Origin of the sequence: Shimia sp. R9_3 (assembly GCF_017743755.1) — a bacterium.
GTDB lineage: Bacteria > Pseudomonadota > Alphaproteobacteria > Rhodobacterales > Rhodobacteraceae > Shimia.
The window spans coordinates 277,107-302,472 of the sequence record NZ_JAGHRP010000004.1 but is presented as its reverse complement, the minus strand read 5'-3'; the positions used below and the strand labels follow the sequence as shown (position 1 = coordinate 302,472).

Genomic DNA, 25,366 nt, shown 5'->3' with positions numbered 1-25,366 from the left:
CCGAAAGCGACGCGATCTCTAGCGGAAATTTGCCCGTCATGCGCGCGGGCGGCTTTGTTGAAGCGGGTTGAGAATCCCAGTAGGCTCCGATCTTGAAGCAAGACTTGGCAGGCGAGGAGCAGCACCATGGCAGAGAAGACCTTTGATATGATCGTCATTGGTGCGGGGCCGGGCGGCTATGTTGCCGCGATCCGGGGGGCGCAGCTGGGGCTGAAGGTTGCCATTGTGGAGCGCGAACACATGGGGGGGATCTGTCTGAACTGGGGCTGTATTCCAACCAAGGCGATGCTGCGCTCTGCCGAGGTGTTCCACCTGATGGAGCGGGCCGCGGATTTTGGCCTAAAGGCGGAGGGCATCGGCTATGACATTGACGCCGTCGTGAAACGCTCGCGCGGAGTGGCCAAACAGCTGAGCAGCGGCGTGGCCTTTCTGATGAAGAAGAACAAGGTTGAGGTCTTTATGGGCGAGGCGACGCTGCCCGCCAAAGGCAAGGTCTCCGTGAAAAGTGACAAGGGCGTTGAGGCGCTGAGCGCCAAGAACATCGTGCTGGCCACCGGCGCGCGGGCGCGGGAACTGCCTGGGCTTGAGGGGGACGGCAAGCGGGTCTGGACCTACAAGGATGCGCTTGTGCCGCCGCATATGCCCAAGAAACTGCTGGTGATTGGCTCTGGTGCGATTGGCATCGAGTTTGCCAGTTTTTACAACACGCTGGGCGCGGAGACCACGGTTGTGGAGGTTATGGATCGCGTTTTGCCGGTTGAAGATGCGGAGATAAGTGCCTTTGCCAAAAAGCAATTTGTAAAACAGGGCATGAAGATCCTTGAGAAATCCATGGTCAAGAAACTGGACCGCGCCAAGGATAAGGTGACCGCGCATATCGAGACCGGTGGCAAACTTACGACGCAGGAGTTTGATACGGTGATCTCGGCTGTGGGGATTGTCGGGAATGTGGAAAACCTCGGGCTGGAAACGCTGGGGGTGAAGATTGACCGGACCCATGTGGTGACCGATCAATATTGCGCCACCGGTGTGGAGGGGCTTTACGCGATTGGCGATATCGCGGGGGCGCCCTGGCTGGCACATAAGGCGAGCCATGAAGGCGTGATGGTGGCGGAGCTGATTGCCGGTGGCAAACCGCATCCGGTGAAACCGGAAAGCATTGCGGGCTGTACCTATTGTCATCCGCAGGTGGCGAGCGTGGGCTACACCGAGGCCAAGGCGAAAGAGCTGGGCTATGACGTGAAGGTCGGGCGTTTCCCCTTCATCGGCAACGGCAAGGCGATTGCGTTGGGTGAGCCTGAGGGCATGGTGAAGACGGTGTTTGATGCCAAAACCGGCGAGCTTCTGGGGGCCCATATGGTGGGCGCGGAAGTGACCGAGCTGATCCAAGGCTATGTGGTCGGGCGGCAGCTTGAGACCACGGAGGAGGAGCTGATGGAGACCGTCTTCCCGCATCCGACGCTGAGTGAGATGATGCATGAAAGCGTGCTCGATGCTTATGATCGTGTGATCCACATCTGATTGAAAGAAAAGAGAATTTGAGATGCGCCTCCGCTCTGGCGGAGGTGTTCAAAGGAGTGTTTGGGTGGCCGGAACACAATGGTATTGGCCGGTTGTGGTGATCTGGCTCGCAGGCATTGGCGCGGCGGGGCAGTTTGCCAAGATCAGCGTGACCTTTGATCAGATTGGTTTGCTCTATCCCGAGGCGGGGGCCAGTTTGGGCTTTGCGCTGTCGATCCTTGGAACGGCGGGGATTTTGCTGGGCGTGGTCTCTGGCGTTTTGGCGAGCCGCATCGGCATACGCCGGACGTTGATTGGCGGCTTGACCTTAAGCGCGATGGTGTCTTTTGTGCAGGCCATGGGGGTGTCGTTTGATGCCTTCCTTGTGAGCCGCGTGGTCGAAGGGTTGGCGCATCTGGCGATTGTGGTGGCGGCACCGACGTTGATTGCGCGCGTAGCGCCGGAGGAAAAACGCGCCTTTTCGCTGACGTTGTGGGGCACGTTTTTTGGCGTGGCCTTTGCGCTGTTTGCCTGGGTCGGACGGCCCTTGGTGGCGAGTTATGGCGTGCAGGCGATGTTTCTGGCTCATGCGATCTGGATGGCGGGCAGCGTGGTGGCGGTAAGCCTGCTCAAGCTGCCAGAGGATGCGCCAAGCGGACAGGGCGGGTTGAGCCTTCGCGGGCTGTTGAAGCGGCATTGGGAGATTTACCGCTCGCCGTTTCTGAATGCCGCTGCGGTGGGCTGGCTGTTTTATACCTTCTGTTTTGTGAGCCTGCTGACCCTGATCCCGCCCTTTATCGCGCCGGAGTGGCGGACTTTCACCGTGGGGGCGATGCCGTTTATGAGCATGGTGACTTCGATGACCCTGGGCGTGTGGCTGCTGCGCTATCTGTCTGTTTTGCAGGTGATTGTCTGCGGCTTTCTGGCCTCTGCGGCTGCGGCGGCCATGTTGCTGGTCCTGCCGGGCGCGCCCTTGGTGTGCCTGATCTTTGCCGGGGCGCTTGGCTTGATCCAAGGGGCGAGCTTTGCGCTGGTGCCTGTGCTAAACGAGACAGCCGCTGACCGCGCGGATGCAAACGGGGTGTTTGCGCAGGCGGGCAATCTGGGCAACACGATTGGCACGCCGATCCTTCTGGGTGTTCTGGCGGTTTCCGGCTATGGCGGGATGATTGGGGTGATCCTTGGGGCGCTTTTGGCGGGGGCGTTTGCACATCTGGGATTGGCACGCGCCCGTGTGCGAAAAAGCGTCATCCGGTGAGGGGTTCAAAACGTAATCATCCCTGATTATGTGTGGGCCTTGCGAACGGGCTTGGCGAATGGTTTTGTTCTCTGTATGTTCGCGATAACTGAGGGGCAGTGAGTCCGTGGGACCGCTGTCTGCTGCCGCAGCCGTTGGGGGTATTGATGGCCGAGCTGAAAAATATCGAGGTGCGCGGGGCGCGCGAGCACAATCTGAAATCCATCGACGTGGATATTCCGCGCGATCAGCTGGTGGTGATCACTGGCCTGTCGGGTTCCGGCAAATCCTCGCTGGCCTTTGACACGATCTATGCGGAAGGGCAGCGGCGCTATGTGGAGAGCCTGAGCGCCTATGCGCGCCAGTTCCTTGATATGATGGAAAAGCCGGATGTGGATCACATCAGCGGGCTGTCCCCGGCGATTTCGATTGAGCAGAAGACGACCTCCAAGAACCCGCGCTCCACTGTGGGCACGGTGACGGAGATTTACGATTATCTGCGTCTGCTGTTTGCCCGTGTGGGCACGCCCTATTCCCCTGCCACCGGCCTGCCGATTGAGGCGCAGCAGGTGCAGGACATGGTCGATCGCATTATGGGCCTTGAGGAAGGTACACGCGGCTATCTGCTGGCCCCGATTGTGCGGGACCGCAAAGGCGAATACCGCAAGGAATTCCTTGAGCTGCGCAAGCAGGGCTTTCAGCGGGTGAAAGTGGATGGGGAGTTCTATGAGCTCGACACGCCGCCGACGCTGGATAAGAAATTCCGCCATGACATTGACGTGGTGGTCGACCGTCTGGTGGTGCGCGAAGGCATGGAGACCCGGCTGGCGGACAGCTTGCGCACCGCGCTGGATCTGGCCGATGGCATTGCCGTGTTGGAGACCGCCCCCAAGGAGGGCGATCCGGAGCGGATCACGTTTAGTGAGAAATTTGCCTGTCCGGTCAGTGGGTTCACAATCCCCGAGATTGAGCCACGGCTGTTTTCCTTCAACGCGCCTTTTGGGGCCTGTCCGGAGTGTGACGGCTTGGGCAAAGAGCTGTTCTTTGATGAGCGTCTGGTGGTGCCGGATGTCACGCTGAAGGTCTATGACGGGGCGCTTGCGCCGTGGCGGAAGGGCAAATCGCCTTACTTCCTGCAGACCATTGAAAGCCTCGCCAAGCACTACGGCTTTGACAAGAACACCCCGTGGAAGGATCTGGACAAAAAGGTCCAGCAGGTCTTCCTGTATGGCTCTGGCGATGAGGAAATCGAATTCCGCTATGACGAAGGCGGGCGCGTTTATCAGGTGTCGCGGGTGTTTGAGGGGGTGATCCCCAATATGGAACGCCGCTATCGCGAGACCGACAGCAATTGGATCCGCGAAGAGTTTGAGAACTATCAGAACAACCGCCCTTGCGGGGCCTGCCGCGGGCACCGTTTGCGCGAAGAGGCGCTTGCGGTGCGGATTGCGGAGAAACATGTGGGCCATGTGGTGCAGCTGTCGATCCGCGAGGCGCTGGCCTGGATTGAGAGCGTGCCTGCGAGCCTGACGCCGCAGCGGCAAGAGATCGCGCGGGCGATTGTGAAGGAAATCCAGGAGCGGCTTGGGTTCCTGAATAACGTGGGATTGGAATATCTTACGCTGTCTCGTTCAAGTGGCACATTGTCCGGTGGGGAGAGCCAGCGCATCCGTCTGGCCAGCCAGATTGGCTCTGGTCTCACCGGGGTTCTCTACGTGCTGGACGAGCCGTCGATTGGTCTGCACCAGCGTGACAATGACCGGCTTTTGACGACGCTGAAGAACCTGCGCGATCAGGGCAACACCGTGATTGTGGTGGAGCATGATGAAGAGGCGGTGCGCGAGGCGGATTATGTCTTTGACATTGGCCCGGGGGCCGGTGTGCATGGCGGGCAGGTGGTCTCCAAAGGCACGCCAGCAGATATTGCCGCCGATCCCAAATCGCTGACCGGGCAGTATCTCTCGGGCGCGCGAGAGATTGCGGTGCCGACCGAGCGGCGTGAAGGCAACGGCAAGACCGTGAGCGTGGTGAAGGCCACGGGCAACAACCTTAAGAAGGTCACGGCGGACTTCCCGCTGGGCAAATTTGTCTGTGTAACCGGGGTGTCTGGTGGCGGCAAATCCACGCTGACCATTGAGACGCTGTTTAAAACCGCTTCCATGCGCCTCAACGGCGCGCGCCAGACGCCCGCGCCTTGTGAGACCATCAAGGGCCTGGAGCATCTGGACAAGGTGATCGACATCGATCAGCGTCCGATCGGACGCACGCCACGGTCAAACCCGGCGACTTACACTGGGGCGTTCACGCCGATCCGCGACTGGTTTGCCGGGCTGCCGGAGGCCAAGGCGCGCGGCTATAAGCCGGGGCGTTTCAGCTTCAACGTGAAAGGCGGGCGCTGTGAGGCCTGTCAGGGCGACGGTGTCATCAAGATCGAGATGCACTTCCTGCCGGATGTCTACGTGGAATGTGAGACCTGCAAAGGCGCGCGCTACAACCGCGAGACGCTGGAGATCAAGTTCAAAGGCAAGAGCATTGCCGATGTGCTGGATATGACCGTGGAAGAGGCGCAGGAGTTCTTCAAAGCGGTGCCGAGCATTCGCGACAAGATGGACGCGCTGATGCGGGTGGGGCTGGGCTACATCAAGGTGGGCCAGCAGGCGACGACCTTGTCAGGCGGTGAGGCGCAGCGGGTGAAGCTCTCCAAGGAACTGGCGAAGCGCTCCACCGGCCGTACGCTCTATATTCTGGATGAGCCGACCACCGGTCTGCATTTTGAGGATGTGCGCAAGCTCTTGGAAGTGCTGCATGAATTGGTGGATCAGGGCAATACCGTGGTGGTGATTGAGCACAATCTGGATGTGGTGAAGACCGCAGACCACATCATTGATATTGGCCCGGAAGGTGGTGACGGCGGTGGTAAGATTGTCGCCAAAGGCACGCCGGAAAAGGTCGCCAAAGTCGCGGCCAGCCATACCGGGCGTTATCTGAAAGACATGCTGGCTCCGAAGAAGAAGGTGGCGGCGGAGTAACGCTGGCGCTGAGGGAGGTCTGCGAAGTGAGGTAGGGGGCGTTGCCCCCTCGGCCTGCGGCCTTCACCCCCAGGATATTTGACGAATGAGAAGAGGGCGGCCCTTGAAGGGGCCGCGCTGCGCTGAAGCCTGTATTTGTTTGGGTCAAATGTGGGAGGCGGCTTTGAGGGCGTCTGCTGAGTTTGCCAGCCGGAGTGGCAGGATGAACATCAGCAGGAAGCCGAGGTTCAGCACCGCGTTGAACCACGCACCTGCGGCGATGGAGCCGAGGCTGTCGACCACAAACCAGCTCCAGATCCCGTAGGCGATGATTTTGCCGCCTGTTTGCGGGTCTTTGGCATAGACCTGCGTGGTGACCTGCCACAGTGTCACGCCGAGGCCGACGAGCACGCCGCCGCCGATGGCTGCGAGGACCTGATCTGTTTTGTCCGAAAAGCGCTGCTGGCCATCCAGCGGCAGGTGGACCAGATCGCTGAACCAGCTGAGCAGGCCGAAGGATTGGGTGAGCAGCGCGAGCAGGGCGCCGAGTCCCATGGCGATGGAGAGGCCGCAGCCGCATTTGAGAGAGGTGATGACGCGATCTTGTGTCATTTTAGGTGCTCCTTTGTCTGATGACCGGAGGCTGCGCGTCTTCCTGCGGCAAAACAATTACCTCTGAGGTAAGTGCGTGGGCGCAGATCTGCGGTATGGTGATCGGAAAGCTGGGAGGCGCGCTGTGGGGCTGGAGTTTGGAGCAACGTTGAAGGAATGGCGGCAGGCGCGGCGGGTGAGCCAGCTGGATCTAGGGCTGTCTGCCGGGGTGAGCGCGCGGCATATCTCGTTTTTGGAAACCGGGCGGTCGCGCCCAAGCAGAGGCATGGTGCTGCGCCTTTGTGAGCAGTTGGATGTGCCGATTGCGCAGCGCAACCGGCTGCTGATGGCGGCGGGATTGAGCCCGGCTTATGCCAAGCGTGACCTGAGTGCGGAAGAGATGGCGCCGGTGCAAGCGGCGGTGGATTGGACGTTGCAGCGGCATGCGCCTTATCCGGCCATGGCGCTTGACCGGCATTGGCGTCTGGTGGCGGTGAACTCTGTGGCGGAGCAGATTCTGGCGGGGCTTGGGGTGGCCTGTGGCGACAGTCTGATTGAGATGATGATTGGCTCAGATGTGCTGCATCAGGCGCTTGTAAACTATGAGGAAATCCTTGGGCACATGGTGGCGCGATTGCGGGTGGAAAGCGCGCATTTTGGTCAGGACGATGTGCTTGAGGATGCGATCACGCGAATGTCGGCGCTGTTGACACAGGAAGCGCGGGCTATGGAGGGGATGAAGCCTGCGATTATTCCGGCGATTTATGAGTTGGGCGGGGTGAGGATGTCTTTTTTCTCGACTATCACGCAGTTTGGCTCGACCGAGGACATCGCGTTGTCGGAGTTGCGTATTGAGATGCTGTTTCCGGCGGATGAAGAGACACGGCTGGCGCTGGAGGCCATGGCCTCGGGGAGTTGATTGGTATTGGAGGTCCGTCAGGCGGCCATCAGCGCGCGGGCCTCGTAGCTGCGCAGGCTCAGGCGGGCTGAAATGTCGCTGAGGGCGATGCTGCGGCGGTTCATCACTGCGCGCAGGGAGCGGTTGGCGATCGGGTCAAAGCTGCGCAGGGTTTGCATGCCGGGTTGAAAGCTCTCGCTCCACTGGCCTTCGGACAGAAGCAACTCATGCTGGGACATGAGGATGTGGAAATAGGTGACCGGAGAGGTGCTCTCGCAGATGGTGACATCACGCCCGTCCACGAGGTCTTTTGCTTTGACCAGAACCTCATCACAGCCAAACAGCAGTTCGGCGCGCGCGCCATAGATCAGCACGCGGTGTTGTGGGGAGACCACCAGATCGCGGTCATTGTCCAACACACCAGCCTTGATGCGGATCGGCAGGGAGTCCGGGCGGGGTGGAATTTCGGATTTTCCAATCCAGACAATGGGTTGCAGGCCAGAGTCTAATGTTTCCACCAGCATGCCTGCGCGCAGGTCTTCGACCAAAACATCGCCGGCTGCGGTGCGGATCAGGGTGCCGGGTGTGAAACAGGGCGGGCGCTGCTCGATCTCCACAAGCGCGGTGTCGGTCTCGCCTGCGGAATCCTCAATGGTGTAGTTGAAATAGACGGTTTCATTGTCGGTGTCGGCATCCACGGTGAGGGTGCCATCGGGGTTGAGGGTCACCTCCTGCCCGGTGTCGAGGATCACGCTGTCGGGCAGACCGGTGCTGGGATCCGCGCTGACGGGAATGCCGTTGATATGGGTGATGGTCAGGGTGGGGCCTGCGGTGGAGTTGTCGTTGTCGAGAACGTCGAGGGTTTTGCTGCCGCCGAATTTGATGGAGACCTCGTCATCCTGCGCCACAATGGCGGTCTGCACCGAGCCGCCTGCGATCAGAAGGTTGGAATCGTAGTTGCTATCGGTGGCATCCGCGATGCCGATGACCAGTTCGTTCACCCCGTCCTGCAGAGGGGCCACGAAGGTCAGGGTGACGGTGAAGCCGTCCATTTCGGTGTTGAACTGATCGTTGCTGTTGTCGACGTAGATGTTTTCATTGGCGTCGTTGATGTTGCCGATGGAGGCTGAGCCGTCGCCCACGGAGATCTGGGCTTCCACCCCGTTCACCCAGACCCCGATGGCGTCGTTGTAGCTTAGAAATTCAGGGTATTCTTCGGAGGAGAGCACGAAGTCGATGGTGAGCAGCTCCCCTGCGGAGCCGTTGAAATCAATCACCATATAAGAGGCGTCAAAGGTGTTGGTGCCAGCGGCGGCGTTGAACAGCGCGTTGTTGTTTTCGCCGCTGGTGTTGGTGGAGGTGTTGCCGCGCACATTGGTGTTGGTGGTGCCGCTGTTGTTGGTGAAATCGCGGGCATAGCCGGTGGAGAGGATGACCCCGCTGTCAGCCGGGGCGACGCCGGGGCTGGTGCTGTCGGCGCCGGCGTAAATGCCCGAGCTGAGCGTGTCTCCGAAGTATTGTGACGAAACGATGCGGGAAGGATCACCGAAGATTTCGGCAGCCATGGCATCGGCGGTGGCCGATGTGTTGATGTTCAGTTCCGTTGCGATCGCCATCTGATGCCCCTCTCAGCGGTCTGCTCTTGTGCCGTGCGGTTTTTGTTTCCGTTTTGGCAACAACAGCTATGCGGTCAAAAAAGGCGCAAACGGGGCAATGGTTGGGAAAGATTAACCAATTTTGTGGGCAGGCACGGGATTTGGTAACCAAGAAACGGCTCTTAAAAATAAGAAAAGCCGCGCCTTGAGAGGCGCGGCTGTTAACTTTGGCTGATCGCTGTGCTGGCGCTTTGTTAACCGCGTCCGCGTTTCTCAAAGCGGGGCAACATGGCGGAGAAATCGGTGCCAAGGCCGCCTTCGTTTTCCACGAACTGTTCATAGAGCGCGGCGGCGGCTTGCCCCATAGGCGTGTCTGCATCCGCGCTTTCCGCCGCCTGTTGGGACAGGCGCAGGTCTTTGAGCATGAGCTCGGAGGCGAAGCCCGGCTGATAGTCGTTGTCAGCCGGGGATTGCGGGCCGACGCCGGGGGCAGGGCAGTAGGCATTCATGGTCCAGCTGTAGCCCGAGGAGGTGGAGACCACGTCAAACATGGATTGGCGGTCGAGCCCCAGCTTGTCGGCCAGCGCAAAGGCTTCGCAGGTGGCAATCATGGTCACGCCCAGGATCATGTTGTTGCAGATCTTGGCGGCCTGACCAGCGCCCGCGTCGCCGCAATGCACGGCCTTTTGCCCCATGATGTCAAACAGAGGATCGGCTTTGGCGAAAGCCTCGGCAGAACCGCCTGCCATGAATGTCAGCGTGCCGCCTGCGGCGCCGCCAACACCGCCGGAAACAGGTGCGTCAACCGGCAGAAGCCCGGCAGCAACGGCGTGGCCTGCCACTGCACGGGCGCTGTCTACATCCACGGTGGAGCAATCCACAAAGCCTGCACCGGGCGACATCACGGGGATGATTTCCGCCGCCACAGCGCGCAGGATCGCGCCGTTGGGCAGCATGGTGATGACCATATCAGCCCCCGCAGCGGCCTCGGCACCGGAAGGGGCCATGGTGACGCCTTCGATGGTGACATCGGCCATGTCAAAGCCTGTGACCTCGTGGCCCGCCTTGGCCAGATTGGCCGCCATGGGGCCGCCCATGTTGCCAAGTCCAATAAATCCGATCTTCATGGCGATTGCCTCCCTTATTCAAACGTCAGCTTATCCGCGCCAAGCGGCAGCACAATATTGGTGACAGCCATGGGCGGGAGCGCTTGCAATGTGTATTTCCATTGCGGATTGCGGTCTTTGTCGATGATTTGTGCGCGGATGCCTTCCAGAAAATCGCCGTGTTCCATAGCGCGGAAGGTGAAGCGGTACTCCTGATCCAGAGCGAAGCGGATTTCAGGCAGGCCGCGCACGCGGTGGATGATTTCCAGCGCCGCCCCCATGGCGATGGGAGAGTTGCGCGAGAGTTTCTTGAGCGCGTCTTTGGCAAAGTCGCTGTCACTGTCTTGCAGTGAGGTGAGAATGTCGCTCAGGCGCTCGCCGCCGAAATGGGCGTTGATCTGATCGCTCTGCTGCTTCAGCGGACCGGATGCGACGGGCTGTGCGGCGGCGTCGATCAGCTCCCAATCGCCGGTGTCTTCCAGTGAGGCGATGAGATCAGGCCAGCTGTCTTCGGGGATGTAGTAATCGGCAAAACCTGTGTAGATCGCGTCTGCCGCGCCGAGACGGGCCGCGGTGAGGCCGAGGTATTCGCCCAGACGCCCCGGAGCCTGTGCCAGAATGAGTGAGCCGCCCACATCAGGGACAAGGCCGATGCCAACTTCGGGCATGGCAATCTGGCTGCTGTCGCCCACAATGCGGTGGGAGCCGTGACAGCCGACGCCAACGCCGCCGCCCATGGTGAAGCCCTGCATGAAGCTGGCCACAGGTTTGGGGAATTCAAACAGCTTGGCGTTCATGCGGTATTCATCGGCCCAGAAGGTCTGGCCAAAGGCAAAATCGCCCTTGGTGCCGGTGTCATAAAGTTCGGCAATGTCGCCGCCCGCGCAGAAGGCTTTGTCGCCCTCTGCATCAATCACAACCATCTTGACCGCATCATCCGCGCGCCATGTATCCAGCGCGGTTTCGATGGCGCGGCACATGTCATAGGACATCGCATTGAGCGCCTTGGTGCGGGTGAAGGTGATGCGGCCGGTTTGGCCCGCCTTGCGGATGTGGATGTCAGACACGTCTGCGCTCCGTCTTTGGGTCACGCCGCGATCATCTGGCGGGAAATGATCAGGCGCATGATTTCGTTGGTGCCTTCCAGAATCTGGTGCACGCGCAGGTCGCGCACGATTTTCTCGATGCCATAGTCCGCGAGATAGCCGTAGCCGCCGTGCAGTTGCAAACAGCCGTTGGCCACTTCAAAGGCGGCGTCGGTCACCATGAGCTTAGCCATGGCGCAGAATTTGGTGGCCTCGTGGTCGCCGTTGTCGAGCTTCCAAGCGGCCTGACGCAGGAAGGTGCGGGCGGCCTGTAGCTTGGTTTCATATTCGGCCAGGCGGAACTGCAGCGCCTGAAACTGGTTGATGGATTTGCCGAAGGCTTTGCGCTCTGACATGTATTGCACGGTCATATCGAGCGCTTTCTGTGCGCCGCCAAGGGCGGAGGCGGAGATGTTGAGGCGGCCGCCGTCCAGACCGTTCATGGCGTAGCTGAAGCCTTTGCCTTCCTCGCCGATCAGATTGTCGGCGGGCACTCTGCAATCGTCAAACTGGACCTGAGAGGTGGGTTGGGCAAGCCAACCCATTTTCTTTTCCAATGCGCCAAAGGACAGGCCTTCGCTGCCGTCTTCAACCACCACGGTGGAGATGCCCTTGGGGCCGTCCTCACCGGTGCGCACCATGCAAACGTAAGCATCGGAATAGGAGCCGCCGGAGATGAAGGCTTTGGTGCCGTTGAGCACATAGCCTTCGTTGCTGCGCTCCGCGCGGGTTTTTAGGGCGGAGGCGTCAGAGCCTGAGCCGGGCTCGGTGAGGCAATAGGAGAAGACTTTGTTCATGGCGCAGAGGTCGGGCAGCCATTTCTGTTTGGTCTCCTCAGAGCCGAATTTGTCGATCATGCCGCCACACATGTTGTGGATCGACAGGAAGGAGCCAACGGAGGGGCAGGACATGGCGAGGGCTTCAAAAACCAATGTGGCGTCAAGGCGGGAGAGGCCAGAGCCGCCGTAGGCCTCTGACACATAGATGCCGCCCAGACCCAGCTCTGCGATCTGAGGCCAGAGGGTTTTGGGGATGGTGCCTGCGGCTTCCCAGTCTTGGGCAAAAGGCGCGATGTGCTCTTCGCCAAATCCTTTGGCCATATCAAAGATCAGGGTCTGTTCTTCGGTCAGTGCAAAATCCATGTCTCTTCCTCTGGTCACATTCCAGGCGCAGGTTGCGCCGGATGCGGTGCTGATGCTGGAAGAGACCGAAGCCGCCAAAAGCTGCGCGCTTCGCGGCCTCCCCTCCGCGAATTGAACAGTTGTTAAATTAACACCGATCCCGATGCATTGCAAAGGGAGAAAGCGGCAAAATACCAAGGATTGCGCGGCGAAAACGCAGAGTGGTTTTGCAAAAATGCAGAGGGCGTCAGCTGGCTTTGGTCCAGCTTTGGCTGTGCTGTTCGACGTGTGCGGCCTCGATGTCACTGTTGGCTTCGAGCGAGGTCAGACGGTAGTGCAGCCGCGCTTTCTGCGCGGTGGTCAGTGCATCAAAGCCCGCGATCATGCCGGTGCCGCAGGTCTGGGCGTGGTCCAGCGCCAGTTGGGCCTGTTGGACCAACTGATGGCAGTGGCCCTCGGCATTGGGCTCGGCAGTGGCGTGGCCAAAGCTGGCCTGCAGGCGCAGGTGGACACCGGCGTCGAGGGTGACTTCGTGCAATTTGATGCGGTGGCGCACGCGCTCGGCAACCTCACGGGCTTTGCTGCCATTGGCGCAGGGCAGCAGGAACATGAAGGAGGCCTCTTGGTAGCGGCAGATCCGATCGGTCTTGCGCAACAATGAATGGCTGAGCAGCTCGGCAACGCTGCGCAGGGTCATGTCGGCGGCTTCTTGGCCGTGGGTGGCTGCGATTGCCTGGAATGAGTCGATTTCCAGAACCACAAGGGAGAGGCCATCGTCGCAGCTGTCTTTCTCCTGCCAGGCCAGCAGCAGCTCATCGTCGAAGGCGTGGCGGTCCAAGAGGCCGGTGAGCTGGTCATGGCGCGCGGAGGCCATGGCGTTTTGATGCAGCTCTGTGAGGTTCTTGCGGGCCTGACGCAGGAATTCTGCGCGGTTGAGTTCGGTGATCACGCGGTGGCCGACCTTCCAGCTGTAGACCGAGATGAAGATCACAAACGCCGGATTGGCGAGATAGACGCCGCCAAAGTGGTTGCTGCTGTAGATGTCATGGAGGCCAGCAGTCATCGGTAAAAGCCAACCAACGGAGTAGAACCATGCGTCCGGCTGTTTGAGCCTGATGGCGCGGGCGCTGGTGGCCAGGATCAGCACAAAGGTTGCGAAACAATAGAGGTGCACCAGAGAGATGGCTTCGGTGACCTGCGGCAGGGGGGCTGTGAAGATGAAGGCCGCGCCGAGCATGCCCACCATGCCGACCAGGATCGGGCCTTTCAGATTGCTGAAGCGACGCCACAGCAGTGCCTGATGCATGGCGTAGGTGGTCCAGGCAATGAGCAGGATGTCGGCGATTTCCAGCCGTGTCAGGAAGCTGCGCAGGTTCATGCCAAGGATGATCTCCAGCGTGCCGGTCATGGTGAGGGCGCGCAAAAACAGTGCGAAGCCCCCCAGCACCAGGATCAATGTGGCCGGATCTTTGCGGTAGAGCAGGAACAGGAACAGGTTGAAGATCGAGACAAAGAGCGTGATGCCCATGACCATGCCGTCACTGAGGCGCAGCATCTGCAGGTAGTTCTGATACGCGCCGGATTGTGCGATATAGGGCGCGCGGAGAATGCCGCCGTAGCTTTGCAGCTCTTTGCGCACATGCACCATGAGGTAGCCGTCGCTAAAGTCTTCGAGGCTGTAGGCGCGCATGGTGTGGGCGGGCACGATGGGGCCGCTGAGGGTGCCATCTTCGCCAAGTTCGTGCCAGTTCGCGGGGTCATTCGCCGGGATCCAATAGACCACATAGGCATCGGCCACGCGGGGCAACACAAGTATCAGATGGTTGTGGGGATCTTCCGGCAAGGAGATGCGGCTGAGATAGGTAGCGATGCCGTGGGAGAACGGGTTGGTGTTGGCCTCTGTGAGCGTGTCGCGCCAGTCAGATGGCACGGCGATGGCGTCCAGATTATCTGCTATGAAAGCATCATGGGCCTCTTCCGGCGTCAGGTGTGCGCCAAATTCAAACCACCAGTCACCGTTGAGCATCGCATAAGGTGTTTCGTGAAAGTCACGCTCTCTCAGGTCAAAATGCACGCCGGAAACGGCGTTTTGCGCCTGCGCGGGTTGAGGCAGGCTGAACATAAGGACAGCGAGCAGAAACGCCTGAAAGAGGGCTGTGACTGTGGAGAGGTTTGGGAGTGTCGCGCGCGCCATAGGGACTCTTCGTGTGGTGACGAACTGGCGATCACTACTGAGGTGACGGGTTTAACGCCACCCTAAAACGCAGGGGTATGGGCGCTCCAATACGGACAAAATGTCTAAAAATTTAAGAGCTGACGGGCGCTCAAACAGCGCGGCTCAACAGCTGGTTGATCGTGTCATATGGCAGGCCAAGGATCGACAGGGCGGGCTGCTCTTTTTCCTGCACCATGGGCACCACAGCGGGGAAAGGCTCCCAGCTTCGCAGGGCGATGCGGGCTAGTTTCTGGCCTGCGGGTGTGGGGGCGAGGTAGACGATTAGTGTCTGGGCGTTGTTGCCGGTGAAGGCGTCGGCCTTTTGGGCCTGTATTTTCATGAGTTCGAGAAAGTCTTCGTCCCATCCGGTGAGATGGGTGAGATCCACCAGCTGCTTCTGGCCGGGGCGGAATTCCGGATGTTGGGCGTATTCGGCAAAGGCGGTCAGCGTGTCAGACATATTCGCAAAGCCCTCATAGCGCACATAGACCACGCCCAGAGAGGACAGTATTTTGAAAGAGACCGACATTCACACCCCATGTTTGACCCAAAAAAGGGGCAGCCAAGCCGCCCCTTCCGGTAGATGAACACAGATTGGTTTTTCGATCAATCCATCTGCTTAAAGTGGAACTCGCCGCCTTCTTTGATGCCAGATGGCCAGCGGGAGGTCACCGTTTTGGTGCGGGTGTAGAATTTGAACGCATCCGGGCCGTGCTGGTTCAGGTCACCAAAGGCGGATTTCTTCCAGCCGCCAAAGGTGTGGTAGGCCAGCGGCACAGGGATCGGCACGTTCACACCCACCATGCCGACGTTCACGCGGTTGGCGAAGTCACGGGCGGCGTCGCCGTCACGGGTGAAGATCGCGGTGCCGTTGCCGTACTCGTGATCCATCGCCAGACCCAGAGCTTCCTCATAGGATTTTGCGCGCACCATGGACAGAACCGGGCCGAAGATTTCGGTTTTGTAGATGTCCATGTCTTTGGTGACATTGTCAAAAAGATGCGGACCCACAAAGAAGCCGTCTTCATAGCCCTGCAGGTTGAAGTCGCGGCCATCAACCACCAGATCCGCACCCTGATCCACGCCGGATTGCACCAGACGCAGGATGTTTTCTTTGGCGGCGGCAGTCACAACCGGGCCGTAGTCTACATCGTCACCGGCGGTGTAAGGTGCGATTTTGAGCTTCTCGATGCGTGGGATCAGCTTGTCGCGCAGCTTGTCTGCGGTCTCTTCGCCCACAGGCACAGCCACGGAGATCGCCATGCAGCGTTCGCCTGCCGCACCGTAGCCTGCACCGACCAGAGCGTCTGCGGCCTGGTCCATGTCGGCGTCGGGCATGATGATCATGTGGTTCTTGGCGCCACCGAAGCACTGTACACGTTTGCCTTGTGCGCAGCCGGTGCCGTAGATGTATTCGGCAATCGGGGTGGAGCCCACGAAGCCAACAGACTGGATTACGTCATCATAGAGGATCGCGTCGACGGCTTCTTTGTCGCCGTTCACCACCTGAATGATGCCTTTTGGCAGACCCGCTTCTTCGAGCAGCTCGGCCAGCATCAGAGGCACGGATGGGTCACGCTCGGAGGGTTTCAGGATGAAGGCGTTGCCGCAGGCGATGGCCGGCGCAAACATCCACATCGGGATCATGGCGGGGAAGTTGAACGGGGTGATGCCCGCGGTCACGCCCAGTGGCTGGCGCATGGAGTAGATGTCGATGCCCGGGCCTGCGGCGTCGGTGTATTCCCCTTTGAGCATCTGCGGTGCGGAGATGCAGTATTCCGCCACTTCCAGACCGCGCTGGATGTCGCCTTTGGCGTCCGGGAAGGTCTTGCCGTGCTCAGAGGACAGCGCTTCGGCCAGCTTGTCCATATCGCGGTGCAGCAGGTCCACAAACTTCATCAGCACACGTGCGCGGCGCTGCGGGTTGACCGCGCCCCATGCAGGCTGAGCGGCGGCAGCGGCGGCCACGGCGGCGTCCATTTCCGCCTTGTTGGCCAGCGGCACTTTGGCCTGAACTTCGCCTGTTGCCGGGTTGAAAACATCGGCAAAGCGGCCGGATGTCCCTTTGACGTGTTCGCCGTTGATATAATGCGTGAGCTCTTTCATGGCATCCTCCATTGAACTTTGGCGACACAATAGGCTTGCAAAAATGTGTGGAAAAGAGACAACTGTTCAAAACTGTTTTGCAAAAATACAGAGGGGGCAGGGTGATGGTGCAGTGGGATGACATGCGGGTGTTTCTGGCGGTGGCGCGCGAAGAGAGCCTTTCGGCGGCCGGGCGGCGGTTGCAGGTGGATCCGGCAACGGTGGGGCGGCGTGTGGCGCGGCTTGAGACCGCGTTTGAGGCACCGCTGTTTGTGAAATCGCCAACAGGCTATGCGTTGACCGATGCAGGGCAGCGCCTGATGAGCCACGCGCTTCGGGTGGAGCAGAGCCTTCAGGAAGCCACTGAGGAAATGGTGGGGCAAAGCACAGGGCTGTCCGGGCAGATCCGTATCGGGGCGCCTGACGGGGTGGCGAATTTTCTGTTGCCGCAGGTCTGTGCGCGGATCGCGGAGGACAACCCGGATCTTGATATCCAGATCGTGGCACTGCCCCGTGTGGTGAGCCTGTCGCGCCGTGAGGCCGATCTGGTGGTCGCGGTGAGCGCGCCCACGGCCGGGCGGCTGACAGTTCAGAAGATCACCGATTACAAGCTCCATCTGGGGGCGGCGCGCTGGTATCTGCGCAATCACCCCAAGATCAATGAGGTGGCCGATCTCAAGGACCATCTGGTGACCGGCTATATCCCGGATATGATTTTTGACAAGGAACTGGACTACCTCAGTGAGGTGGGTGTGGAGCGGGTGCGTCTTGCGTCAAACTCGGCCTCGGTGCAGTTCAACTGGGTGCGCACGGGATCAGGCATCGGGGTTGTGCATGACTTTGCCATTCCCTCAGCCCGGGGTGTGGTGAAGATTTTGCCGGATCAGATTTCCCTGACCCGGAGCTTTTATCTCATACGGCATGCGGATGATCGACGGCTGGAGCGGCTCAACCGCTTCTCTGAGGCGCTCTGTGAAGGCATGCGGCAAGAGGTGGCCCATCTGGAAGCGCAAGCTTGACATGCGTTTAAGGAGCGGCAACGCTTGACTTACTTATAGTTTATATCGGAGGTCACTATGCTCGTTCATCAGATACTCAAGTCCAAAGGGTCCGAAGGTGTGCTGACGGTGAAGCCCGGAACCTTGGTGTCTGATGCGGCAAAAATCCTTTCCGATAAAGGCATTGGCACGGTGATTGTGTCTGAGGACGGCGTTGTGCCGCTGGGCATTCTGTCTGAGCGCGACATTGTGCGCCAGCTTGCCAAGCGCGGGGTGGGCTGTCTGTCTGACAAGATCGACGACTATATGACAACCGAGCTTGTCACCTGTGCCCGCAATGATGATGCGGTGAGCGTGCTTGAGAAGATGACCCAGGGGCGGTTCCGCCATATGCCGGTGATGGAAGACGGCGCGCTGGTGGGGCTTATTTCGCTGGGCGATACGGTCAAGGCGCGCCTCTCGGAACTGGCGATGGAAAAGGACGCGTTGGAAGGCATGATCATGGGGCACTGAGGTGCCGCAACGTCTTATTCCCGCAGAAATACCTATCCTGAAAACAGGTCTTGCAAATGGCCGCGCAATAATGTTGCGTGCGCGCAGGACCACGGGAGGATGCCATGCGCACAGCGCTTTACCCAGGCACATTTGACCCTATCACTTTGGGTCACATCGATATTATTCGCCGCGCCACACAATTGGTGGACCGGCTGGTGATTGGCGTTGCGATCAACCGCGACAAAGGCCCGCTGTTTTCGCTGGAAGAGCGTGTGGCCATGATCGAGGGGCAATGCGCCAAGCTGGCGGAAGAAACCGGCGTCGAAATTCTGGTACATCCCTTTGAAAACCTGCTCATTGATTGTGCCAAAGAGGTGGGCGCTCAGATCATCGTGCGCGGCCTGCGGGCGGTCACGGATTTTGAGTATGAATACCAGATGGTCGGCATGAACCGTGCCTTGGATGCAAGCATCGAGACCGTCTTTCTGATGGCCGATCTGAAGCATCAGGCGATTGCCTCAAAGCTGGTGAAAGAGATCGCACGGCTGGATGGGGATGTGTCCAAATTTGTGCCGTCTGCGGTCAATGAGGCGCTGCTGGACCGGCTCGGCAAACGCTGAGTTCGATTGTCCTTCAGATCATGAGATAGGTTTTCATTTCAGCAGCTGGGCAAACCGCTCTTGTTGTGTAGGGTCCTGGTAGAGGGGTACCAGATCGTTCTCGCCTTTGGTAAAACCTGGGTCGCTTTCGTCAAATAGCGCGCGCAGCCAAGCTTTGCGCGTGGGGTCTAGGTGCAGCATACGTCTGGCGGCTTCATAGGCTTTATCTCCGATTTGGGCGAGAGTGACTGCATCTGCGCCACCCTGTTTCTCAAAGCCAAATTTTTGACCATATGCACAGGCGAGATATCCATTTACACGTGCAGCCTCTTCGCCATCCATGTGGTTTAACGCCTCCTCTCCTTGTTCAATGGCCTCTTTAAAGCCATTCGGTTTTGGGCGGTATAGTGCCAACATGATCGAAGTAGCGCTCGTGGGGTTCGATATATCGGAAATTGTAGTGTTGAGATTGGCTTGCAGCTCAGCTTGCGATGAGCGCAATGAGCTGACTTCTTTTTCCAAGGTTGCCTGGATTTTTTGGTAGTTCCGAGCCATCAGGGTAGATAGGCGCGTACGGGCCAGTACATAAATTCCAACAAAACCATAGCAAAAATTAGCTAGCAAGAGCGAAACACCAATCACTTTGCCTGTTGTTCCGTCCATGCCAGCAGCACTGCCGACTGCTAAGCCCCATGCTTCTATCAGTCCGACAAGGTGATTGAGATTAACAAGTGTCAGACCGACAACGATTTTGGTGAGCCAGTCAGATACTTCGACCAAGTTGTTATTAGTCCAATCGCTTGAAGCCTGAGATGTTTCGCCATTTCGATCACCGGTGTCGTTTGTTAATGTTGGGCGCGAGAAAGCGCGTGGCATGCCGAACATAAATCCAAAAAAACCTCCTACGACAGCGCTGGAAAAGCCCGCCAACACAAGTATGGCAAAAACAGTTATGCCGTTTATTGGTTTCGGGTCTTGAGACACTGTGCTGCCTGATGGCGAATCCAAGGCGATCATCAACGCGGTAAAGATGACGATGAGCGTGGCTACAACTGTTAGAGTTACGAGCAGTTTTCGTGAACGGGCGGCGCTTTCGTCGTGAGGCAGAACAACAGGTGAGATTACAGTTTCACTATGTGTAGACATGAGATTTAGAAAACTTTTGCACTTGATAACTGAAAATAAAACCGAATTTTCTTTGCTCTGAGGAGAGCAGAAGGTGCGCCAAAAATACGACGCAGGGATAGTTCTTGTATCCAACTATATACCAAGGCAGGGTATTATCAAAATCAACTCAAAGAGGTGCAGATGGCTGGCGGATTGCTTGCGTTGTTGGATGATGTGGCAGGCATTGCCAAAGTGGCGGCGGCCTCGATTGACGATGTGGCGGCAGGCGCGGCGAAGGCCAGTGCCAAGGCGGCGGGCGCGGTGATCGATGATGCGGCGGTAACGCCGAAATACCTGCATGGGTTTGAAGCCAAGCGCGAGCTGCCGATCATCTGGAAAATCGCCAAAGGCTCGATCCGCAACAAGCTGTTGATCCTGTTGCCGGCGGCGTTGCTGCTGGCCAACTTTGCCCCCTGGCTGATTTCGCCGCTGTTGATGCTGGGCGGGGCCTATCTGTGTTTTGAGGGTGCTGAAAAAGTGCTGCACGCCTTTGTGCCGCATGACACCCATCATGGCGCAGAAGACGAGGCTGAGGGCGATCCGGCGCATCTGGAAGAGAAGAAGGCCGCAGGCGCGATCAAGACGGATTTCATCCTGTCTGCGGAAATCATGACCATCATCCTCTCGGGCATTCCGGAGAGCAATTTCTGGATGGAAGCCTCCACATTGGCGCTGGCCGGGGTGGGCATCACCGTGGCGGTCTATGGCTCTGTGGCGCTGATCGTGAAGATGGATGATGTGGGGCTGGCGATGTATGCGGGCGGTGACTGGTCGCTGACCCGTGCGATTGGCCGAGGTCTCGTGCGTGGCATGCCCTATTTCATGAAACTGCTGACCCTTGTTGGCACGGCGGCGATGCTGTGGGTTGGCGGCTCCATTGTGATCCATGGTCTCGAAGAGCTGGGCTTTGGCTGGCTTGGCCATCATATCCATGACTGGGCCTATGCGGCGGGCCATGCGGTTCCGGCGGCCTATGAGGGCTTTGTGGAGTGGACCAGCAAGGCGGCGATGGATGGGGTCTTTGGCCTCGTGCTTGGCGCGGCTTTGATCCCGGTGGCGACCAAAGTGATTGGTCCGATCTGGGGCGCGATCTTTGGCAAAGATGAAGAGGCCGCGCATTAAGCATGAAGCGCGCATTGGCGTAAGATCGCCGATCACGGCGTTTTTTAAACGCGCATTTCAGATTTTTGCGGGTGTGACACTTATTGGATTGGACATACCCGCAAACTAGCCCATACAGAGCAAATGCTTGCACGTCCTGTAAAATACATCTGGCAACATCTCCGCTATATTCCCTTGTGGACCGCGCTGACCTCGTCGAAATGGCGCAGGTATGACAAGCGGGCGCGCAGCCTTGGTAATATGATTGGCTGGGTCATGCGCTGGATCCCGATTGCGCGGCGGCGGTTTGACCGGGAGGTTCTGCGCATCTATCCGGATATGCCGCGGGCGGAGCGGTTGGCCCTGAGCCGGAAGATGGGGCAGAACATGGGGCGCACCCTGTTCGAAGTGTTCCACAACACCGAGTTTCAGGCAGGGCAGGAGCATTTCCACATCTCAGGCCCCGGTCTTGAGATTTTGGAAAAAGCGCGAGCTGAGGGCAAAGGGGCGATCCTTGTGTCCGGCCATTTCGGGCAATGGGAAGCTGTGCGCGCGGTGCTGAAGCATCGCGGTATGGAAACCGCTGGGGTCTATCGGCGTCAGAGCAACCGTCACTATCAACGGCTCTTGTCACGCGGCATTGAGCAGGGCGGACGGCCTGCGCTGACCACGGGGCCAAATGGCACCAAGGCGATGGTGCGCCATCTGCGCGCCGGTGGATTTGTGGCGATCCTGCTCGATGAAAAAACCGTGGACGGTGAGATGATGCCGTTTCTGGGGTTTGATGCGCTGACCTCGCTGGCAGCGGCACGGCTGGCGCTCAAATACGATGTGCCGTTTATGCCGGTTTTTGGCACGCGGCGGGACAACAGCAGTGATATCGACGTGGAATTTGAAGCGCCGATCGAGCCCAGCGATCCGCGCACCATGACGCAGGCGTTCAACGACAATCTGTCTGCCCGTATTTTGGAAAAGCCGGATCAGTGGTACTGGCTGCTGCGCCGCTGGAAAGACATGCGCCGCTAAGCTGCGGCTTGGGGCTGCGTTTGCTCAGACCTCTGAGGTGGTTTCACCGGTTTGCGCGTCATAAGCGTGGGCCATTGCGCTGCGCAGTCGAGCGACTGCTGCGTCGGTGTTCTCATCCTTGGCAAAACTCATCTGATCGAGCACATCGATGTGGACGGTGCCTTTGAACGGGAAAAACTTGCCGCGCGGCAGGAGCCTGTCGGAGTGGCTGATCACAAAGGGACGGATGGCGCGGCCGGTTTGCTGTGCGACCAGAACGGCGCCCGCTTTGAACGGTGCAAGGCCCGGCTTGGTGGCGCGGGTGCCCTCGACAAAGAGGATCGGGGAGCGGCGTGCGGGCATCTCTGTGATGGCTTCTGTGAGCGAGGATAGCGCATTACGGCCCTTTTGGCGGTCAATCTTCAAAAGGCCTGCGCCCTCAAAACCACGCTTCAAAAGTGCGGCCTCGCAGAGCTCTTTCTTGGCCCCGAAGGTCACCCATTTCTCATCGGGGATCACATGCAGCATGGTGAACCCATCCAGATGGCTGCGGTGGTTGACCGCGATGATGGAGTTTTCATCCGTGCGCAGCGCCTCGCGGGCGGCGTCTGAGATTTCGACCTTCACATCGAGAAACCACAGCAGCAGGGAACAGGCGCGCGACACCCGCCGCCAGTACCAGCCGCGAAAGCCTTTCCTGGTGCCGCAGACCGTGGGGGCAAAAGCCAGAAACAGAAAGATGGCTGGGCCGACGGGCAGCAGGAGGATCCGCTTGGCAAGGGTGAGCAGCATGTTGGGGTCCTGAGCTGGGGCCTTGGCCCATTGGCGTTCCGCTGCTGATAGAGGGTTACGGTGCGGAAGGATAGGGGGAATGTGGAAACATGTGCTGTTAGGGGGCAAAGGGCGCGCGATCTGTTTCTATGCACAAAGTCGCCTTAATCGTACCGCAGTGATGAAGGAAACCCGCTTGAGTAGATTAACGGGTTTGGGAAACGGGCATTATGGAAGACTTGATTTGGTATGCTTTTCTCATGGCGAGTTTTGCGCTGGTATTTTGCTTTGTCTGGGGGATGCTGGTTTTTGGTCTGGCGCAGAGGCAGGCCAAAGAGGGCACGAAAGGCGGTGAGGCCGCTTTTGTCTTCAGGGGAAACAAGCGTCGCAAAATCTGCATCGCCCTGATCGTCGTTATGACGATCTATGTTGTTGTGACGGGGGCATTTGACAGCGTCTTCTATGCGGCGCTCACACTCGGCTTTGGGCTGGGTGCATCTGCCATCTGGAGCGTTACGAATGCTCTGGGGCGCGCTAGCTATTCATCCGAGGCATGGCCACAGCTGCGTCTTAAGACATACGGTCAGGCGCTGCTGCTTGTTTGCGCCATCTCTGGGATGCAAATTGTGACGTCTTACATTTGACGCCATCAGGTTTCCTCTTGCCAAAAATATCCCCGCCGGAGGCACTAAGTTTTGCGTCAGCACAAAAAAAGGCGCCCCAAATAGGCGCCTTTTCAATAGGTTATAGTTCGCTCTTACAGCAGGGCTTTGGCTTTTTCCGCCACATTGGCTGCGGTGATGCCAAACTTTTCAAACAGCTCGCCCGCTGGGGCGGAGGCGCCGAAGCTTGACATGCCGACGAAGTCGGATTTGCCAGCGCGGGCGCGTTCGCCGAGCAGCCACTGATCCCAGCCACCAGCGCGCACAGCGGCTTCGACGCCAACGCGGACGGCTGCGCCGGCTGGCAGAACCTTGCGGCGGTAGGCTTCGTCTTGCTGAGCAAAGAGCTCCATGCAGGGCATGGAGACCACGCGGGTGCCGATGCCTTCCGCTTCCAGAAGCGCCTTGGCTTCCATCGCGGTGGAGACTTCAGAGCCGGTGGCGATCAGGATCACCTGACGTTTGCCCTCGGCCTCTGCCAGCACATAAGCGCCTTTCTCGGTCAGGTTTGCCAGTTTGTGCTCGGTACGCACGGTTGGCAGGTTCTGACGGGTCAGGGCCATCACGGAAGGGGTCTCTTTGCTGGTCAGCGCGATTTCCCAAGCTTCGGCAGTTTCCACGGAGTCTGCTGGACGGAACACATAGGTGTTCGGGGTCGCGCGGCAGATCGCGAGGTGTTCAACCGGCTGGTGGGTTGGGCCATCTTCGCCCACACCGATGGAATCGTGGGTCATCACGAAAACGGTGGGGATTTTGCTCAGAGCAGCCAGACGCATGGAAGGACGTGCATAGTCGGTGAAGCAGAAGAAGGTGCCGCCGTAGGGGCGGATGCCGCCGTGCAGCGCCATGCCGTTCATCGCAGCGGCCATGCCGTGCTCACGGATGCCCCAATACACATAACGACCCTTGCGGTTGTCGGTGTCAAACACGCCGAGGTCGCCGGTCTTGGTGTTGTTGGAGCCGGTCAGGTCAGCAGAGCCGCCCACGGTTTCCGGCATGATCGGGTTGATCGCTGCCAGCGCCATTTCGGAAGATTTCCGGGTGGCGACGGAAGGCTGATCCTCAGAGATCTGCTTTTTCAGCGCTTTCACGGTTGCGGAGAGCTTTTTCGGGGCTTCCAGAGCGTAGGCGCGGTTGAAACGGTCCTGCTTCTGCTTGGAGGCCTCAGCAAAGCGGCCTTCCCATGCGGCGCGCTCTTCTGCACCGCGGGAGCCGATGGCTTCCCACTGGGATTTGATGTCGGCAGGCACTTCGAAAGCCGCACCCGGCCAGCCGTAGACCTCTTTGGCGGCAGCAAGCTGCTCTGCGTCGGTCAGGGCGCCGTGGCCTTTGGAGGTGTCCTGTGCCGCGTGGCCGATTGCGATGTGAGTTTTGCACGCAATCATGGACGGTTTCTTGGTTTTCTTCGCAGCTTCGATCGCGGCGTCGATCGCTTCCGGATCGTGGCCGTCGATTTCCAGCACATGCCAGCCGGAGGCTTTGAAGCGCTTGACCTGATCGGTGCGGTCAGAGAGCTCAACTGTACCGTCGATGGTGATGTTGTTGTTGTCCCAGAGCACGATCAGATGGCCGAGGCTGTGGCGGCCCGCAAGGCCGATCGCCTCCTGGGAGATGCCTTCCATCAGGCAGCCGTCGCCTGCGATCACATAGGTGTAGTGATCCACCAGCTTGCGGCCGTATTGCGCGCGCTGGATCTCTTCGGCCATGGCAAAGCCCACAGCGTTGGAGATGCCCTGACCAAGCGGGCCGGTGGTGGTTTCCACGGCGTCGATCAGGAAGTTTTCTGGGTGGCCCGCGGTGAGCGCGCCCATCTGGCGGAAGTTCTTCACCTGCTCCAGCGTGACCTGCTTGTCACCCATGAGATAGAGCAGCGAATAGATCAGCATGGAGCCGTGGCCAGCAGACAGGATGAAACGGTCGCGGTCCGGCCAGTTTGGCGCGGCAACGTCAAACTTCATGTGCTTTTCAAACAGCACTGTTGCCACATCCGCCATGCCCATCGGCATGCCAGAGTGACCGGAGTTTGCAGCGGCCACAGCGTCCAGTGTCAGAGCACGAATGGCGGTGGCTTTCATCCAATGTTCAGGGTTCTTTTCACGCAGGGCGGCGATGTCCACGTCTTGCGCT

The 25,366-nt window shown here is 59.1% G+C and carries 21 protein-coding genes; 10 read left to right on the top strand and 11 right to left on the bottom strand.

What is annotated here, in order from left to right; all coding sequences use genetic code 11:
- Positions 1 to 126 precede the first annotated feature (126 nt).
- From lpdA to uvrA, 3 genes are all read left to right on the top strand, one after another.
- Entirely contained in the window at positions 127 to 1,521 is a 1,395-nt protein-coding gene (gene lpdA / locus J7412_RS12795) for a dihydrolipoyl dehydrogenase (RefSeq protein WP_209078987.1), read from the top strand.
- Between the two features lie 64 nt (positions 1,522 to 1,585).
- Positions 1,586 to 2,758, top strand: coding sequence for an MFS transporter (locus J7412_RS12790; RefSeq protein WP_348540499.1), 1,173 nt, complete (start codon positions 1,586 to 1,588; stop codon positions 2,756 to 2,758).
- 146 nt (positions 2,759 to 2,904) lie between these two features.
- A complete protein-coding gene (gene uvrA, locus J7412_RS12785; RefSeq protein ID WP_209078985.1) occupies positions 2,905 to 5,766 on the top strand; it encodes an excinuclease ABC subunit UvrA in 2,862 nt (953 codons plus the stop codon).
- A 144-nt stretch (positions 5,767 to 5,910) separates the two neighbouring features.
- Here the strand turns inward: uvrA and J7412_RS12780 are convergent, their stop codons facing one another.
- Positions 5,911 to 6,357 carry an excinuclease ABC subunit A gene (locus J7412_RS12780; RefSeq protein ID WP_209078984.1) on the bottom strand — a complete coding sequence of 149 codons (447 nt, stop codon included), beginning with the start codon at positions 6,355 to 6,357 and terminating at the stop codon, positions 5,911 to 5,913.
- A 124-nt stretch (positions 6,358 to 6,481) separates the two neighbouring features.
- Here J7412_RS12780 and J7412_RS12775 point away from each other — a divergent pair, with 124 nt between their 5' ends.
- A complete protein-coding gene (locus J7412_RS12775; RefSeq protein ID WP_209078983.1) occupies positions 6,482 to 7,255 on the top strand; it encodes a helix-turn-helix transcriptional regulator in 774 nt (257 codons plus the stop codon).
- A gap of 17 nt (positions 7,256 to 7,272) precedes the next feature.
- Here J7412_RS12775 and J7412_RS12770 read toward each other — a convergent pair whose 3' ends face one another.
- The 7 genes from J7412_RS12770 to J7412_RS12740 form a co-directional block, all read right to left on the bottom strand.
- The gene (locus J7412_RS12770; protein WP_209078982.1) at positions 7,273 to 8,850 is read right to left on the bottom strand and encodes a Hint domain-containing protein; all 1,578 of its coding nucleotides are present in this window, start codon (positions 8,848 to 8,850) and stop codon (positions 7,273 to 7,275) included.
- Between the two features lie 233 nt (positions 8,851 to 9,083).
- Positions 9,084 to 9,956 carry a 3-hydroxyisobutyrate dehydrogenase gene (gene mmsB / locus J7412_RS12765; protein ID WP_209078981.1) on the bottom strand — a complete coding sequence of 291 codons (873 nt, stop codon included), beginning with the start codon at positions 9,954 to 9,956 and terminating at the stop codon, positions 9,084 to 9,086.
- Between the two features lie 14 nt (positions 9,957 to 9,970).
- The gene (locus J7412_RS12760; RefSeq protein ID WP_209079119.1) at positions 9,971 to 11,002 is read right to left on the bottom strand and encodes an enoyl-CoA hydratase/isomerase family protein; all 1,032 of its coding nucleotides are present in this window, start codon (positions 11,000 to 11,002) and stop codon (positions 9,971 to 9,973) included.
- Positions 11,003 to 11,022: 20 nt separating this feature from the next.
- Positions 11,023 to 12,162, bottom strand: a complete 1,140-nt coding sequence (locus J7412_RS12755; RefSeq protein WP_209078980.1) for an acyl-CoA dehydrogenase family protein — start codon at positions 12,160 to 12,162, stop codon at positions 11,023 to 11,025.
- Between the two features lie 226 nt (positions 12,163 to 12,388).
- Positions 12,389 to 14,335 carry a diguanylate cyclase gene (locus tag J7412_RS12750; RefSeq protein ID WP_209078979.1) on the bottom strand — a complete coding sequence of 649 codons (1,947 nt, stop codon included), beginning with the start codon at positions 14,333 to 14,335 and terminating at the stop codon, positions 12,389 to 12,391.
- A 130-nt stretch (positions 14,336 to 14,465) separates the two neighbouring features.
- A complete protein-coding gene (locus J7412_RS12745) occupies positions 14,466 to 14,885 on the bottom strand; it encodes a hypothetical protein (RefSeq protein WP_209062330.1) in 420 nt (139 codons plus the stop codon).
- Between the two features lie 77 nt (positions 14,886 to 14,962).
- Positions 14,963 to 16,462: a CoA-acylating methylmalonate-semialdehyde dehydrogenase gene (locus J7412_RS12740; protein ID WP_209078978.1), complete on the bottom strand. Its 1,500-nt coding sequence runs from the start codon at positions 16,460 to 16,462 to the stop codon at positions 14,963 to 14,965.
- A gap of 101 nt (positions 16,463 to 16,563) precedes the next feature.
- On the opposite strand from J7412_RS12740, the gene J7412_RS12735 reads away from it, so the two are divergent.
- The 3 genes from J7412_RS12735 (at position 16,564) to coaD (ending at position 18,554) form a co-directional block, all read left to right on the top strand.
- Positions 16,564 to 17,460: a LysR family transcriptional regulator gene (locus tag J7412_RS12735; protein WP_209062334.1), complete on the top strand. Its 897-nt coding sequence runs from the start codon at positions 16,564 to 16,566 to the stop codon at positions 17,458 to 17,460.
- 57 nt (positions 17,461 to 17,517) lie between these two features.
- A complete protein-coding gene (locus J7412_RS12730) occupies positions 17,518 to 17,952 on the top strand; it encodes a CBS domain-containing protein (RefSeq protein ID WP_209062336.1) in 435 nt (144 codons plus the stop codon).
- A gap of 104 nt (positions 17,953 to 18,056) precedes the next feature.
- Complete coding sequence (gene coaD / locus J7412_RS12725; RefSeq protein WP_209078977.1) at positions 18,057 to 18,554, top strand: pantetheine-phosphate adenylyltransferase; 498 nt, start codon at positions 18,057 to 18,059, stop codon at positions 18,552 to 18,554.
- A gap of 33 nt (positions 18,555 to 18,587) precedes the next feature.
- Here the strand turns inward: coaD and J7412_RS12720 are convergent, their stop codons facing one another.
- Positions 18,588 to 19,793, bottom strand: coding sequence for a hypothetical protein (locus J7412_RS12720; RefSeq protein WP_209078976.1), 1,206 nt, complete (start codon positions 19,791 to 19,793; stop codon positions 18,588 to 18,590).
- Positions 19,794 to 19,841: 48 nt separating this feature from the next.
- Between J7412_RS12720 and J7412_RS12715 the strand changes: the two genes are divergently transcribed.
- A complete protein-coding gene (locus tag J7412_RS12715; protein ID WP_209078975.1) occupies positions 19,842 to 20,822 on the top strand; it encodes a DUF808 domain-containing protein in 981 nt (326 codons plus the stop codon).
- A 123-nt stretch (positions 20,823 to 20,945) separates the two neighbouring features.
- The gene (locus tag J7412_RS12710) at positions 20,946 to 21,827 is read left to right on the top strand and encodes a lysophospholipid acyltransferase family protein (protein ID WP_209062343.1); all 882 of its coding nucleotides are present in this window, start codon (positions 20,946 to 20,948) and stop codon (positions 21,825 to 21,827) included.
- Between the two features lie 24 nt (positions 21,828 to 21,851).
- Here the strand turns inward: J7412_RS12710 and J7412_RS12705 are convergent, their stop codons facing one another.
- Entirely contained in the window at positions 21,852 to 22,598 is a 747-nt protein-coding gene (locus J7412_RS12705) for a lysophospholipid acyltransferase family protein (protein WP_209078974.1), read from the bottom strand.
- 209 nt (positions 22,599 to 22,807) lie between these two features.
- Between J7412_RS12705 and J7412_RS12700 the strand changes: the two genes are divergently transcribed.
- Positions 22,808 to 23,221: a hypothetical protein gene (locus J7412_RS12700; RefSeq protein WP_209078973.1), complete on the top strand. Its 414-nt coding sequence runs from the start codon at positions 22,808 to 22,810 to the stop codon at positions 23,219 to 23,221.
- A 113-nt stretch (positions 23,222 to 23,334) separates the two neighbouring features.
- On the opposite strand, the gene tkt is transcribed toward J7412_RS12700, so the two are convergent.
- Complete coding sequence (gene tkt / locus J7412_RS12695) at positions 23,335 to 25,356, bottom strand: transketolase (RefSeq protein WP_209078972.1); 2,022 nt, start codon at positions 25,354 to 25,356, stop codon at positions 23,335 to 23,337.
- Positions 25,357 to 25,366 lie beyond the last annotated feature (10 nt).

What these genes read in the sequence shown, in the direction of transcription:
- lpdA (WP_209078987.1), top strand. Translation starts at nt 127, where the DNA reads ATGGCAGAGAAGACCTTTGATATGATCGTCATTGGTGCGGGGCCGGGC.
- J7412_RS12740 (WP_209078978.1), bottom strand. Translation starts at nt 16,462, where the DNA reads ATGAAAGAGCTCACGCATTATATCAACGGCGAACACGTCAAAGGGACA.
- J7412_RS12750 (WP_209078979.1), bottom strand. Translation starts at nt 14,335, where the DNA reads ATGGCGCGCGCGACACTCCCAAACCTCTCCACAGTCACAGCCCTCTTT.
- J7412_RS12745 (WP_209062330.1), bottom strand. Translation starts at nt 14,885, where the DNA reads ATGTCGGTCTCTTTCAAAATACTGTCCTCTCTGGGCGTGGTCTATGTG.
- uvrA (WP_209078985.1), top strand. Translation starts at nt 2,905, where the DNA reads ATGGCCGAGCTGAAAAATATCGAGGTGCGCGGGGCGCGCGAGCACAAT.
- mmsB (WP_209078981.1), bottom strand. Translation starts at nt 9,956, where the DNA reads ATGAAGATCGGATTTATTGGACTTGGCAACATGGGCGGCCCCATGGCG.
- J7412_RS12780 (WP_209078984.1), bottom strand. Translation starts at nt 6,357, where the DNA reads ATGACACAAGATCGCGTCATCACCTCTCTCAAATGCGGCTGCGGCCTC.
- J7412_RS12700 (WP_209078973.1), top strand. Translation starts at nt 22,808, where the DNA reads ATGGAAGACTTGATTTGGTATGCTTTTCTCATGGCGAGTTTTGCGCTG.
- J7412_RS12705 (WP_209078974.1), bottom strand. Translation starts at nt 22,598, where the DNA reads ATGCTGCTCACCCTTGCCAAGCGGATCCTCCTGCTGCCCGTCGGCCCA.
- J7412_RS12730 (WP_209062336.1), top strand. Translation starts at nt 17,518, where the DNA reads ATGCTCGTTCATCAGATACTCAAGTCCAAAGGGTCCGAAGGTGTGCTG.
- J7412_RS12770 (WP_209078982.1), bottom strand. Translation starts at nt 8,850, where the DNA reads ATGGCGATCGCAACGGAACTGAACATCAACACATCGGCCACCGCCGAT.
- J7412_RS12755 (WP_209078980.1), bottom strand. Translation starts at nt 12,162, where the DNA reads ATGGATTTTGCACTGACCGAAGAACAGACCCTGATCTTTGATATGGCC.
- J7412_RS12710 (WP_209062343.1), top strand. Translation starts at nt 20,946, where the DNA reads ATGCTTGCACGTCCTGTAAAATACATCTGGCAACATCTCCGCTATATT.
- coaD (WP_209078977.1), top strand. Translation starts at nt 18,057, where the DNA reads ATGCGCACAGCGCTTTACCCAGGCACATTTGACCCTATCACTTTGGGT.
- J7412_RS12715 (WP_209078975.1), top strand. Translation starts at nt 19,842, where the DNA reads ATGGCTGGCGGATTGCTTGCGTTGTTGGATGATGTGGCAGGCATTGCC.